This is a genomic window from Streptomyces sp. NPDC039480, assembly GCF_055597165.1.
In genome coordinates this window covers 155,481-169,332 of sequence record NZ_JBVITX010000013.1, presented here as the reverse complement: position 1 = coordinate 169,332, position 13,852 = coordinate 155,481, and the positions used below count along the sequence as shown (strand labels likewise).

The 13,852-nt window shown below is 71.0% G+C and carries 11 protein-coding genes; all 11 read left to right on the top strand.

Features of this window, described 5'->3' with window-relative positions; translation table 11 throughout:
- The first annotated feature begins 547 nt into the window (after nucleotides 1-547).
- Nucleotides 548-1,855, top strand: a complete 1,308-nt coding sequence (locus tag ACZ56E_RS33835; RefSeq protein WP_471220121.1) for an ABC transporter substrate-binding protein — start codon at nucleotides 548-550, stop codon at nucleotides 1,853-1,855.
- A gap of 8 nt (nucleotides 1,856-1,863) precedes the next feature.
- Nucleotides 1,864-2,844 (top strand): carbohydrate ABC transporter permease, encoded by a 981-nt coding sequence (locus tag ACZ56E_RS33830; protein ID WP_471220119.1) that lies wholly within the window; start codon nucleotides 1,864-1,866, stop codon nucleotides 2,842-2,844.
- Nucleotides 2,841-3,740: a carbohydrate ABC transporter permease gene (locus ACZ56E_RS33825; protein WP_471220117.1), complete on the top strand. Its 900-nt coding sequence runs from the start codon at nucleotides 2,841-2,843 to the stop codon at nucleotides 3,738-3,740. Before ACZ56E_RS33830 ends, ACZ56E_RS33825 begins: the two co-directional genes overlap by 4 nt.
- Nucleotides 3,737-4,297 (top strand): hypothetical protein, encoded by a 561-nt coding sequence (locus ACZ56E_RS33820; RefSeq protein ID WP_471220115.1) that lies wholly within the window; start codon nucleotides 3,737-3,739, stop codon nucleotides 4,295-4,297. The genes ACZ56E_RS33825 and ACZ56E_RS33820 overlap by 4 nt, the downstream gene beginning before the upstream one ends.
- A gap of 137 nt (nucleotides 4,298-4,434) precedes the next feature.
- Nucleotides 4,435-7,164 (top strand): exo-rhamnogalacturonan lyase family protein, encoded by a 2,730-nt coding sequence (locus ACZ56E_RS33815; protein ID WP_471220112.1) that lies wholly within the window; start codon nucleotides 4,435-4,437, stop codon nucleotides 7,162-7,164.
- A gap of 257 nt (nucleotides 7,165-7,421) precedes the next feature.
- Nucleotides 7,422-8,069, top strand: coding sequence for a GntR family transcriptional regulator (locus ACZ56E_RS33810; protein ID WP_471220110.1), 648 nt, complete (start codon nucleotides 7,422-7,424; stop codon nucleotides 8,067-8,069).
- 5 nt (nucleotides 8,070-8,074) lie between these two features.
- Nucleotides 8,075-8,986: a dihydrodipicolinate synthase family protein gene (locus tag ACZ56E_RS33805; protein WP_471220108.1), complete on the top strand. Its 912-nt coding sequence runs from the start codon at nucleotides 8,075-8,077 to the stop codon at nucleotides 8,984-8,986.
- Entirely contained in the window at nucleotides 8,983-10,728 is a 1,746-nt protein-coding gene (gene araD / locus ACZ56E_RS33800; protein ID WP_471220106.1) for an L-arabinonate dehydratase, read from the top strand. Before ACZ56E_RS33805 ends, araD begins: the two co-directional genes overlap by 4 nt.
- Nucleotides 10,729-10,840: 112 nt before the next feature.
- Nucleotides 10,841-11,803 carry a carbohydrate ABC transporter permease gene (locus ACZ56E_RS33795; protein WP_468603191.1) on the top strand — a complete coding sequence of 321 codons (963 nt, stop codon included), beginning with the start codon at nucleotides 10,841-10,843 and terminating at the stop codon, nucleotides 11,801-11,803.
- A complete protein-coding gene (locus ACZ56E_RS33790; RefSeq protein ID WP_468603193.1) occupies nucleotides 11,800-12,675 on the top strand; it encodes a carbohydrate ABC transporter permease in 876 nt (291 codons plus the stop codon). The genes ACZ56E_RS33795 and ACZ56E_RS33790 overlap by 4 nt, the downstream gene beginning before the upstream one ends.
- The gene (locus ACZ56E_RS33785) at nucleotides 12,672-13,850 is read left to right on the top strand and encodes a Gfo/Idh/MocA family protein (RefSeq protein WP_471220103.1); all 1,179 of its coding nucleotides are present in this window, start codon (nucleotides 12,672-12,674) and stop codon (nucleotides 13,848-13,850) included. Before ACZ56E_RS33790 ends, ACZ56E_RS33785 begins: the two co-directional genes overlap by 4 nt.
- The last annotated feature ends 2 nt before the right edge of the window (nucleotides 13,851-13,852 follow it).

Sequence of the window (13,852 nt, the reverse complement as noted above, 5' to 3'; positions counted from 1 at the left end):
GTCGCGTGGGACGCGGGTGAGGAGGCCGGCCGCCTGGGCCTCTTCGCGGAACAGCGGTTGTGGGCCCTCCTGAAAGGACCTGCGGAGCTGGACGGCGTGACGTCGCGCGTGGCCGGGCGGCACGGTACTCCGTACGTTGCCGTGGACCGCGCGGTGAGGGACCGCGGCGCCCGCCACCTGCCGAGCACCCGGTATCGCGCTCCCGCCTTCGTCGCCGGTGCGGCGCACGTGGCGCAGCGCAGGGGGGCGCGTGCGTCACCGTGTGCTCTCCGCGCACGAAGCCCACCACCTCCCGCGAGCCCCGTGCCAACAGCGCGCCGACACCCGGCGCCGCAGGCGTTGTTCGCCGCCGGCGACCCCGCCGCGCCGACCCACGCGCCGGACGCGCACCCCGCGGCGGTTCCGGCCCGCCGCTCCGGCCGGCACCCCGGCGAAGCGCTTCGACGAATTTCCTGTCCGAACCGTTGACGTACGAACGCCCTCTCCCTACGTTGGCCCGGAAAGCGCTTGCCTAAAACGATTCAACTCGCGTCTCGAGGGGCTAACTGTGCCTGTACAAGGGGAACTTGACCGACGCGGCCTGCTCAAGTTCGCGGGCGGCTCGCTGGCCGCCGTCGGCCTGACGGCGGCGGGCTGCGGTTCCGGTGACGGGTCCGGGAACGGCACGGTCACGCTCCGGTACGCGTGGTGGGGGTCGGACGACCGGGCCCAGCGGATCAACAAGACGATCGCCCTCTTCGAGAAGAAGCACCCGAAGATCAAGATCAAGACGGACTTCCAGCCCTACCTCGACTTCTGGAAGAAGTTCAACACGCAGGCGGCGGGCGGCAATCCGCCCGACGTCTTCCAGAACGCGATCGGTTTCCTGCGCAAGTACGACGAGCGCAATGTGCTGCTCGACCTGAACGCGCAGGCGAAGGCGGGCAACCTGCGGCTCGACGGCTTCCGGGCCGGCCTGGAGAAGTTCGGCGAGGTCGACGGCAAGCTGCTCGGTGTGCCCGTCGGCAGCAACTCCATGGCCCTGGTGATCGACAAGCCGCTCTTCGCGAAGGCGGGCGTCACCCCGAAGATGGGCTGGACCTGGGACGACTTCCACGCCGCGATGAAGAAGATCCGCGACAGGGGCGGGCGGCCGGGCGACAGCGGGCTCTACGGCGTCATGTACCTGTACGACCTCTACCTCCGCCAGCACGGCAAGGCCTTCTTCACCGAGGACGGCCTGGGCTTCACCGAGGCCGATCTGAAGGAGTGGTGGGCGAAGGGGTACGAGGGCGTCAAGTCTGGTGTCTACGCCGACCCCAAGAAGGTCGCCCAGGTCAAGCCCAAGTCCGCGGTCGCCGCCGAGCTCGCGGCCGCCGAGTTCACCTGGGACAACTTCACCGTCCGCTACTCCGCCGAGGGCAAGAGCAGTTACGGTCTCGCCCCCATCCCGACGACCGACGGCGAGAAGACCGGCCAGTACCTCGGTTCCCTGATGCTCAGCGGCTCCCGGCGCACCAGGCATCCCAAGGAGGTCGCGCGGTTCATCGACTTCATGGTGCACGACCCGGAGGTCGCCAGGATCATGGGGTACGACCGCGGGGTGCCGACGACGACGGCGCAGTACGAGGCGTACAAGCCGGCGCAGGAGAGCGACAGGACGATCGCGTCGGTGAACAAGGAGATCGCCGCGTACGAGGAGAGCCTCGTCGACGCGGGGGTCCTGGAGACCATCACCCCGCATCCGGCGGGCGCCGACGTCTGCGAGGCGGGCTTCCTGCGCATCGCCGAGGAACTCGCCCTCGGGAAGCGGTCGGTCGGCGAAGCGGTGGAGCAGTATTTCGCCGAGTGCAAGACGGCCCTCGGTTCCCGATGAGCGCCACCATGACCCCTGTGGGCGCGGCCCGGCGCGGCCGGAGTGACCCGGACGGCGGGCCTGGCGGACGCGGTCGGCGCGGGCGGCGCGGCCGGCGTGGTGAGAATCTCGCGGGATACCTCTTCATGTCGCCCTGGATCGCCGGGTTCCTGCTGCTCACGGCAGGCCCGATGGTCGCCTCGCTCTACTTCGCGTTCACCGACTACAACCTCTTCGACGCGCCCACGTGGGTCGGCCTGGACAACTTCACCGAGATGTTCGGCGACCCGCGCTGGCGCACGTCGGTAGAGGTGACGCTCTGGTACGTGGTCATCGGCACCCCGCTGAAGCTGGCCGCCGCACTCGGTGTGGCGCTGCTCCTCAGCCAGCGGCGACGCGGCCAGGGCTTCTACCGCGCCGCGTTCTACGCCCCCTCGCTGATCGGCGCCAGCGTGTCGGTCGCCGTCGTCTGGAAGGCGATCTTCTCGGACGACGCGATCGTCGACCGCACCCAGCGCGCCCTGTTCGGCGTGGACGTCGGCGGCTGGACCGGCGACCCCGACTGGATCATCTACAGCCTGGTGGCGCTCACCGTCTGGCAGTTCGGCGCGCCGATGGTCATCTTCCTGGCCGGCCTCAAACAGGTGCCGCGCGAACTGTACGAGGCGGCCGCGATGGACGGCGCGGGCAGCTGGCGCCGGTTCTGGCACATCACCCTGCCGATGATTTCCCCGGTGCTGTTCTTCAACGTCCTCCTGGAGACCATCCACTCCTTCCAGATCTTCGCCTCCGCGTACATCGTCGGCGGTGGCGCGGGCGGCAACGCCTGCGGTCCGGCGGACGGTTCGCTCGTCTACACCTGCTACCTCTACGTCCAGGGCTTCGAGAACAGCCGGATGGGCTTCGCCTCGGCCATGGCCTGGATGCTGCTGCTCGCCGTCGGCCTGGTCACGGCGGTCCTGTTCTGGTCGCAGAAGCGCTGGGTGCACTACGAGGAGGGGGCCCGATGAGTACAACGCGTGTGACGAGTACATCGCGTGTGACGAGTACGTCGCGTGTGACGGCCGGAGCCCGTGAGGGCCGCGCCGGCTCCCTCGCCTGGCACATCGGGGCGCTCGCCGTGCTCGCCGTGGTCCTCTACCCCGTGGTATGGCTGATCGGCGGCTCGTTCAAGCCCAATGACAAGATCGTCGGCAGTCTGGATCTGCTCCCGACGGACCCGGTCGTCTCCAACTACACCGGTCTCGCCGACGGCCTCGCCGACATCTCGATCACCACCTTCTTCACCAACTCCCTCTTTCTGGCCGGGGGTTCGGTGGTGGGGGTGCTGGTCTCCTGCTCGCTCGCCGCCTACGCCTTCGCCCGGATCAGGTTCGCGGGCCGCAATCTGCTCTTCGCCCTGATGATCGGCACGCTGCTCCTGCCGTACCACGTGCTCCTCATCCCGCAGTACGTGCTGTTCCAGAAGCTCGGCCTGATCAACACCTACACGCCGCTGCTGCTCGGCAAGTACCTCGCCGTCGACGCCTTCTTCGTCTTCCTGATGGTGCAGTTCATGCGGAGCCTGCCGCGCGAACTCGACGAGGCGGCGCGGCTCGACGGCTGCGGCCATCTGCGGATCTACTGGTCGATCGTGCTGCCGCTGTGCCGGCCTGCGCTGATCACCAGCGCGATCTTCACGTTCATCAACGCGTGGAACGACTTCATGGGCCCGTTGATCTACCTCAACGACCCCTCCAAGTACACCGTTTCGCTCGGTCTGAAGATGTTCGTCGACCAGGAGGGCCTCGCCAACTACGGTGGCATGATCGCGATGTCGCTGGTGGCGCTGCTGCCGGTGCTCGCCTTCTTCCTGGCCTTCCAGAGGTATCTGATCGACGGCATGGCCACGTCGGGGCTGAAGTGACAGGCACGCGCGGCAGACGGTTCGGGGTCTTCGCCGAGTGCCTGCTCACCGGGGTGTGGATCGCGGTCGCCGCGCTGCCGCTGGTGACGGTGCCCGCCGCCCTGGCCGCGGGCGCCGCCCACCTGCGGCGGCATCTGGCTCATGAGGCGGGCGGTTGGCGGGAGTTCGCCGCCGACGTGCGGGATGCCGCCGTGCGGCGCGGGTGGCTCGTGGGGGTCGCCGGGTGGGCGGCGCTCGGGCTGCTCTGGCTCGACCTGTCCGTCGTGCGGTCGGGGGAGCTGCCCGGTGGGGCGGCCGTCGGAGTGGTGGGCGTGCTGGTGCTGCTCGTGCTGGTGGTCACGGGCGTGCGGGGGGCCGTGGCCTGGCGGCCCGGGGCGTCCTGGCGGGAGCTGCTGACCGGCGCGGTCCGCCGTACGGTCCGTGACCCCGCCGGGTCGCTGGTGCTGGTGTGCGGGCTCGCCGTGGTGGCGGTGTCCGGGTGGTTCGCGGCGCCGCTTGCCGCTCCTGCGGTGGGGGTCCTCGCGGCTGCGGGGGTGGCGGTGGAGCGGCGCGGCTGAGTTGTTCTCTTGGCTGCGGGCCGCGTGTGGCTGGTCGCGCCCCGCGGCGGAGCCGCACATGTCGGAGTCCCGCGCCCCTGGAGGGGCGCCCATGTCCTGTCAGCGCATTGGTACCGGTGAGGAAGTCGAGGGATCGTATGCCGCCCGTAACCCGTAGATCTCTGCTCAAGGCCGCCACCACGGCCGGCGTGGCCGCGCAGTTCAGCTGGGCGCTCGGGCGTGGCGAGGCCCGCGCCGACGCGCCCGGGGCGCCTGCGGCCGGCGCCCCCGCCGACATCCGCTGGCTGGAGGACGGCGGGCTCGGTGCCGCGCCCGGCTCCACCTTCGGGGTGCCCTGGCCCAAGGGCGTGCACGACGCGGACACCACGTTCGCGCTGGTCGCGGGCGACGGCACCGGCGTTCCGGTGCAGAGCTGGCCCACCGCGTACTGGCCCGACGGATCGTTGAAGTGGACGGCACACGCGGTCGGCCCCGGGGGCGCCGACGCCGAACGGTTCACGCTCGCGGCCGGGACCCCGGCGACGTACGAGAAGAAGCTCACCGTCTCCCGGACCGGCCGCGAGGTCACCGTGGACACCGGGGTCATCACGGCGGTGATCGGCGAGGGCGGCGAGCGGCTCGTGCGGTCGGTGACGCGCGGGGGCAGGAAGGTCGCCACCGACGGGCGGCTCGTCCTGCTGCGGCAGGGCGACGTCGACGACGGGGACTCGGGCAGTGCGAAGTGGGAGCGGTTCGACGGTGAGATCGGCGACGTGCGGGTCGAGCAGGACGGGCCGGTGCGCGCGGTCGTCCGCATCGACGGCAAGCACCGCAGGGGAAGGCGGAGTTGGCTGCCCTTCAGCGTCCGCCTCTACTTCTACGCGGGCGCCGAATCCTTCCGCATGGTGCACACCATCACCTACGACGGGAACCAGGAGAAGGACTTCATCCGCGGGCTCGGCGTGCGCTTCACCGTGCCGATGCGGGACGCGGCGTACGACCGGCACATCCGGATCGCGGGCGAGGGGAAGGGGTTCCTCACCGAGGCCGTGAAGGGGATCACCGGGCTGCGCCGCGACCCGGGCGCCGCCGTGCGCGCCGCGCAGGTCAAGGGCGAGAAACTGCCGGACCCGGCCACCTGGGACCAGCGGGTCACCAGCAGGCTTCAGTACATCCCGACCTGGGGCGACTACACGCTCGCGCAGCTCTCCGCCGACGGGTTCACGCTCCGCAAGCGCACCGAGGAGGGCCGGGGCTGGATCACCGCGGGCGGCGGCGGGCGGGCAGCCGGCTTCGGTTACGTCGGCGGGGTGAGCGGCGGATTCTCCTTCGGGCTGCGGGACTTCTGGGAGAAGCACCCCGCCCAGCTCGACATCCGGGGAGCCGCGGGCGACGCCGCCGAGGTCACCCTCTGGCTCTGGTCCCCCGAAGCACCCCCGATGGACCTGCGCTTCTACCACGACGGCCTGGGCCAGGACACGTACCCCGAGCAGCTCGAAGGCCTCAACATCACCTACGAGGACTACGAACCCGGCTTCGGCACGCCCTACGGCATCGCCCGCACCAGCGAGCTGATGTTCTGGGCCGACGCCGCGACACCGTCCGCCGCGGCGCTCGTCGCCCGGTCCGCCGCGGTCCGCACCCCGCCCCAGCTCGTCGCCGCGCCCGAGCACCTGAGCAGGGCCAAGGTCTTCGGCGGGCTCTTCGCGCCCGTCGACCGCTCCACGCCCGCGAGGGCCGAGATCGAGGACCACCTCGACTTCCTCTTCACGTACTACAAGGACCAGGCCGAACAGCGCCGCTGGTACGGCTTCTGGGACTACGGCGACATCATGCACACCTACGATGAGGACCGGCACCAGTGGCGGTACGACGTCGGGGGATACGCCTGGGACAACTCCGAGCTCTCGCCCGACCTCTGGCTCTGGTACGCCTACCTGCGCTCGGGCCGCGCCGACATCTTCCGCTTCGCCGAGGCGATGACCCGGCACACCGGCGAGGTCGACGCCTACCACCTCGGCGAGTGGGCCGGGCTCGGCACCCGGCACGGCGTGCAGCACTTCGCGGACAGCGCCAAGCAGCAGCGCATCTCGACGGCCGTCTACCGCCGCCCCTACTACTTCCTCACCGCCGACGAACGCGTCGGCGACCTCATGCACGCCCTCGTCGACTCCGACGAGACGTTCCTCGCCCTCGACCCGCTCCGCAAGGTTCGCACAGAACCGTACGAGCCGGACCGGCACGCCCTGTCCATCGGCTTCGGCACCGACTGGAGCGGCCTCGCGGGCGCGTGGCTCACCGAGTGGGAGCGCCGGGGCCCGAAGGCGAAGAAGGCGGAGGCGCGGCTGCGCTCCACGATGCGGACCATCGCCGCGCAACCCAACGGCTTCGTGCAGGGCAGCGGCCTCTACGACCTCGACACGGGCGAGTTCGCCGTCGCGGCCGACCCCGCGGTGAACGTCTCGCACCTCTCCGCGATGTTCGGCCTCGTCGAGATGTGCGCCGAGCTGATCGACCTCATCGACCTGCCCGGCTTCAGGACGGCCTGGCTGGACTACTGCCGCTACTTCAACGCGACCAAGACCGAACAGAAGGGCCGGTACGGCAAGGACTTCGGCAGCCTGCTCCTGTTCCAGGGCCACTCCCGCCAGGACGCGTACGCGGCAGCACAACTGCGGGACGACCAGCTGGCCGCACGCGCCTGGCGGAAGTTCCACGACAGCGACGGCTACACCCGCGCCATGAAGTGGGAACGCACGAGGATCGAGGGCCCCGCCACCCTGGAGCCGGGCCACGAGCACCCACGCGTCAGCACCAACGAAACGGCCCTGTTCGCCCTCGCCGCGATCCAGAACCTCGCCCTCATCGGCGACAGGCTGCCCGGCTAGCCGACTGCCGAGGTCACGCGGACCCCCGCCGCACCAGCCGGCAACGCCTGGGAGAACCAGGTGCTGTTCGGCTACGGCCGTCAACTACCTCCGGCGGCCCGCTGGTTCGGGCGCCGCTGGTGCCGCCGGGAAGGTCGTCGGTGCTTCTTTTGTCAGAAGCGTTGACGAAGACGTGGCGCCCTCTTAGCTTCTACGCGTCGTACTTCGTACGTCATATATGAGACGTGATACGCGATACGTGAGATCTGAGGGTGCCCATGACGTCCGTGCCGACCCCGATCCCCTCGCGCACGCAGTTCGTGCTCGAAGCGATCAAACACCGCATCCTCGCCGGCGAGTTGAGACCGGGACAGCCCCTGGTCGAGACGGAGCTCGCCGGTGAGTTCGGGGTCTCCAAGACGCCCGTCCGCGAGGCCCTCAAGACGCTGGCGGGCACCGGGCTCGTCGCGATGAGCCAGTACAAGGGCGCCGCCGTACGCACCGTGGACGCGGCCATGGCGCGTGAGGTGTACGACGTACGGCTGCTCCTGGAGCCCGAGGCGCTGCGCCGCACCGTCCGGCGCGGCGCGGCGCTCGACACCGCGCGCGAGGCTCTGGCGCGGGCCGACCTCGCCGAGGACGCTGCCGAACGCTCCCTGGCCAACCGGGAGTTCCACCGCACGCTGTACTCCGCCTGCGGCAACCCGCTCCTCGGCCGCCTCCTCGACGAGGTGCGGGACCAGGCCGCCCTCGTCTCGGCCGTCGCCTGGGCGGCCGACCCCTCGTGGGCCCGCGAGGCCACCGAGCACCAGGAGATCCTGCGGCTCGCCCTCGCCGGGGACGCCGACGGCGCCGCCGAGGCGCTGCACCGCCACATCGCGTCGTTCGTGCAGCGCGCCTTTCCCTCGGAAGGGGACCTCCAGTGACCCTCGTGACACCGCGGACCTTCGCGGACCGGCGCGCCGCGCTCGCCGACGTGGTGGCGATTCCGGTGACGCCCTTCGCCGAGGACGGCTCGATCGACCACGGCGCCCTCCGCAAGCTGCTGCGCCGGCAGCTCGACGCCGGGGTGCGGACCCTCACGCCGAACGGCAACACGGGCGAGTTCTACGCCCTCACTCCCGACGAGCGCCGCGCCGTCGTCGAGTCGACCGTCGAGGAGGCTGCGGGACGCGCCGCGATCCTCGTCGGGGTCGGCCACGACGTGCCCACCGCGGTGGCCGCCGCCCGGCACGCCGCGACGGTCGGTGCACACATGGTGATGGTCCATCAGCCCGTGCACCCCTACGTCTCCGACGACGGCTGGGTCGACTACCACCGGGCGATCGCCGAAGCAGTGCCCGGGCTCGGCGTCGTCCCCTATCTGCGCGACGCCGCCCTGCCCGGCGCCCGCCTCGCGGAACTCGCCGACGTCTGCCCCAACGTGATCGGCGTGAAGTACGCCGTGCCGGACGCGGTCCGCTTCGCCGGGTTCGCACGCGACGCCGGGCTCGAACGGTTCGTATGGGTCGCCGGACTCGCCGAGCCGTACGCCCCCTCGTACTTCTCGGCGGGCGCCACCGGCTTCACCTCCGGGCTCGTCAACGTCGCCCCGAGCCTTTCGCTGCACATGATCGAAGCGCTTCGATCCGGTGACTACGGGGCAGCCATGGCGGTCTGGGCGCGGATCCGCCGCTTCGAGGAGCTGCGCGCGGCCGACGGCTCCGCGAACAACGTCACCGTCGTCAAGGAAGCCCTCGCCACCCTGGGTCTCTGCCGCCGGGACGTGCGCGCCCCGAGCAGCCTCCTGCCGGAGGCGGAGCGGGCCGAGGTCGCCGCCATCGTCGCGGGGTGGTCCCTATGACCGGCACGGGCGGGCAGCCGCCCCGCGAGCTGCGCAGCAGCCAGTGGTACGGCGACAGCGTCTCCGCCGGGCTGCGGTCCTTCAGCCACCGTGCCCGCACCCGGCAGCTCGGATATCTCCCCGAGGAGCACCTGGGCAAGCCCGTCATCGCGGTGCTCAACACCTGGTCCGACATCAACCCCTGCCACTCCCACCTGCGCGACCGCGCCCAGGCCGTCAAGCGGGGCGTGTGGCAGGCGGGCGGCTTCCCCCTCGAGTTCCCGGTCGCCACGCTCAGCGAGACCTTCCAGAAGCCGACCCCCATGCTCTACCGGAACCTCCTCGCCATGGAGACCGAGGAGCTGCTCCGCTCCTATCCGGTCGACGGCGCCGTGCTGCTCGGCGGCTGCGACAAGACGACGCCCGCGCTGCTCATGGGCGCCGCGAGCGCCGACCTGCCGGCCGTGTTCGTGCCCGCGGGGCCCATGCTGCCGGGGCACTGGCGGGGCGAGACCCTCGGCTCCGGCACGGACATGTGGAAGTACTGGGACGACCACCGCGCCGGACTCGTCGGCGACTGCGAGCTGACCGAACTGGAGAGCGGGCTCGCCCGTTCCCCGGGACACTGCATGACCATGGGCACCGCCTCGACGCTCACCGCCGCGGCCGAGGCGCTCGGGGTGACCGTGCCCGGCGCCTCGTCCATCCCCGCCGTCGACTCCGGGCACGACAGGATGGCGGCCGCGGCGGGACTGCGGATCGTCGAACTCGTCCGCCGCGACCTGCGGCTGTCGCACCTCCTGACCCCGGACGCCTTCGCGGACGCCGTCACCACCGTCCTCGGACTCGGCGGCTCCACCAACGCCGTCATCCACCTCATCGCGCTCGCCGGCCGCGCCGGGGTGAAGCTCACCCTCGACGACTTCGACCGGATCGCCCGCACCGTGCCCGTCCTCGCCAACGTCAGGCCGGGCGGCGACACGTACCTGATGGAGGACTTCCACTTCGCGGGCGGGCTGCCCGGATTCCTCTCCCGGATCACGGACCTGCTGCACCTGGACCGCCCCACCGTCGCGCACGACACCCTGCGCGAGCAGCTCGCGGGCGCCCGCGTCCACAACGACGACGTGATCCGCCCCCGCGACAACCCCGTCGCCGGGGAGGGCGGCGTCGCCGTCCTGCGCGGCAACCTCTGCCCGGACGGCGCCGTCATCAAGCACATCGCCGCCGACCCGCGGCTGCTCCGGCACACCGGCCCGGCCGTCGTGTTCGACGACTACCGCACGATGCAGCGCACCATCCACGACCCGGCGCTCGGCATCACCCCCGACCACGTGCTCGTCCTGCGCGGCGCTGGACCCAAGGGCGGCCCCGGCATGCCCGAGTACGGCATGCTGCCCATCCCGGACCACCTGCTGAAGCAGGGCGTGCGCGACATGGTGCGGATCTCCGACGCGCGGATGAGCGGCACCTCGTACGGCACATGCGTCCTGCACATCGCGCCCGAGTCGCACGTCGGCGGGCCGCTCGCCCTGGTGCGCACCGGCGACCTCATCACCCTCGACGTCGCGGCACGCAGCCTTCGACTGGAGGTGGATGAGGGGGAGTTGGCGCGGCGACGGGCCGAGTGGACCGCGCCGCCCGAGCGCTACGAGCGCGGCTACGGCGCGCTCTACAACGAGCAGATCACCCAGGCCGACACCGGGTGCGACTTCGCGTTCCTGGCCAGGCCGGGCACGGTGCCGGACCCGTACGCGGGCTGACCACCCCCCTTTTTTTTCTGTTCGGTACCTCGAACGACGTACGCGAAGCGCTTCACCGCACCGTCTCGTCACGCCTCTCAGCACCTCGTACCTCCACGATCGGAGAAGTGTCATGGCCCACGCCGCAGCCGTGGCGAAGCCACCGCCCCGCACCGCAGGGGCGCCGCCACCCCCGCAGAAGAAGCGGCGCAGGACCGGGACGACCCCGCGCCGCCTGCCCTACCTGCTGATCGCCCCCGCCGCCCTGCTGATGCTCGGCTTCATCGCCTACCCGGTGATCAGCGTCTTCTACTACAGCCTGCGCCACTACAACCCCACCAAGCCGTGGCGCAACGGCTACGCGGGCTTCGAGAACTTCGTGACGGCGTTCACCGACGACCCGGACTTCTGGCGCACCCTCGGCTTCAGCTTCCAGTGGGTGGCCGTCGAGGTCGTCCTGCAACTGCTTCTCGGGCTCGCGCTCGCCCTGCTCGTCAACCAGACCTTCGTCGGCCGTGCCATGGCCCGCGCCCTCGTCTTCTCGCCGTGGGCCGTCTCCGGTGTGCTGACCTCCACGATCTGGCTGCTGATCTTCAACTCCCAGACCGGCATCACCCGTTACCTCGCAGATGCCGGCATCGGCTCCTACGGCACGTCCTGGCTCTCCGACACCGGCACCGTCTTCCCCGCCGTCGTCGTCGCCGAACTCTGGCGCGGCGTCCCCTTCTTCGCGATCCTCATTCTCGCCGACCTCCAGTCCGTATCGAAGGACCTGTACGAGGCGGCCGAGGTGGACGGCGCGAGCCGCGTCCGGCAGTTCTTCCACATCACGCTGCCGCACCTGAAGGACGCGATCATCCTGTCCACGCTGCTCCGCGCGGTCTGGGAGTTCAACAACGTCGACCTGCTCTACACCCTCACCGGCGGCGGCCCCGCGGGCGAGACCACGACCCTGCCGCTGCGCATCGCGTCCATCGCCGTCGACTCCCACGACTTCGGCTACGCCTCCGCGCTGACCGCCATCGCCTTCGTGATTCTTCTCTTCTGCTCGCTGCTCTATCTGCGGCTCAGCAAGTTCGGGGGGCAGGACAAGTGACCGCAGCCATCACCGCCACCACCACCGCGGCCGAGGACATCCGGCGGGGCAGGAAGCGTGCCTGGGACGAGGCGCCCCGCTGGCAGATCTACCTCCCCCTCGGCCTCTACCTCCTCTTCACCCTCATCCCCTTCTACTGGATCCTCCTCTTCGCCCTGCGGCCCAGCGGCTCCACATCCCTCCTGCCGTGGCCCGTCACCTTCGAGCACTTCGACAAGGTGTGGACCGAGCGCAGCTTCGCCACCTTCTTCCAGAACAGCCTGCTCGTCGGCGTGGCCTCCATGGTGATGACCACGCTCGTCGCCCTCGCCGGCGGCTACGCCCTGGCCCGCTTCGACTTCCGGATCAAGCGCGGCTTCATGCTGGCGCTGCTGTGCTCGCAGTTCATCCCCGGCGCCCTGATGCTCGTGCCGCTCTTCCAGATCTTCGCCGAGCTCCAGATGATCAACTCGCTCGGCAGCGTGATCATCGCGGAGACCGTCTTCCAGCTCCCGCTCTCCATGATCCTGATCAGCGGCTTCATCAGGAACGTGCCGTACTCCCTGGAAGAGGCCGCCTGGGTCGACGGCTGCGGGCGCTTCCGTGCCTTCTGCGCGATCGTCCTGCCGATGCTGCGGCCCGGCCTCATCGCCGTGGGGTCCTTCGCCTTCGTGCACAGCTGGAACCACTTCCTGTTCGCCCTGATGTTCCTCAGCGACCAGGGCAAGCAGACGATCCCGGTGGGCCTCGCCACCCTGATGGGCGCCGACAGCGTCGACCTGGGCGCGCTCGCCGCGGGCGGTGTCGTCGCCGCCGTGCCCGTGGTGATCGTCTTCGCCTTCATCCAGAAATGGCTGGTCACCGGGTTCAGCGCCGGGGCGGTGAAGGGATGAGGGGTCTTCGGCTGCCGCTGCCCGTCGTCCTGGCCGGGGCGCGCGGTCACGGTGCCTGGCACCTGGAGAACATCCGCCGCCTCCAGCACGCCGGTCTCGTACGTCTCGTCGGTGTATGCGAACTGCGGCCGCTCGACGCGGCGGAACTCGCCGGGTTCGGCGCGGTCGAGCAGTCCGAGGACTTCGCCGGGCTGCTCGACTCCACGGGCGCCGCCGTCGCCGTCGTCTGCACCCCCATCCCCACCCACACGCCCCTGGCCCTCACCGCCGCCACCCGCGGAGTCCACCTGCTCCTGGAGAAGCCGCCCGCCCCCTCCTACGCGGAGTTCCGGCGGATGGCCGACGGCGCGGCCGCGGCGGACACCGCGGTCCAGATCGGCTTCCAGTCGCTCGGCTCGCACGCGATCCCCGCGATCCGCCGGCTGCTCGCCGAAGGGGCGGTCGGCGAGGTCACCGGCGTCGGCGGGGCGGGGGCCTGGGTGCGGGACGAGGCGTACTTCCGCCGCGCGCCGTGGGCGGGGCGCCGCCGCCTCGACGGGGTGGACGTCGTCGACGGCGTCCTGACGAACCCCCTCGCGCACGCCGTCGCCACCGCCCTCGCCCTGGCGGACGCCGGCGCGGCAGAGGACGTCACCTCGGTGGAGACCGAACTGTTCCGGGCCAACGCCATCGAGTCCGACGACACCTCGTGCGTACGCGTCCACACGGCGGGCGGCGCCCGGATCACCGTGGCGGCGACGCTGTGCGCGGACACGAGCGAGGAACCGTACGTCGTCGTGCACGGCACCCGGGGACGCATCACCCTCTGGTACCGACAGGACCGGGTGGAGGTGCGCCGCGAGGGTACGGGGCCGACCTCCGTGCACGCCACCCTGTACGGCAGGACCGACCTCCTGGAGAACCTGGTCGAACACCTCACAGGCCGGGCCCGGCTCCTCGTCCCGCCCGCCGCGACCGGCGCCTTCATGCGGGTCGTCGAGGCCGTCAGGACCGCCCCCGACCCGGTCGAACTGCCCGCGACGGTCTGGCGCACGGCCCCGGGCGAGCGCGCGGACCGCCGCGTCGTGCACGGCATCGACGGCCTCGTCACGGTCGCCGCCGACACCCTCTGCCTCTACTCCGAGCTGGGCACCGACTGGGCCCGGCCCGCTCCGACGACATTCACAACGAGGTGAGT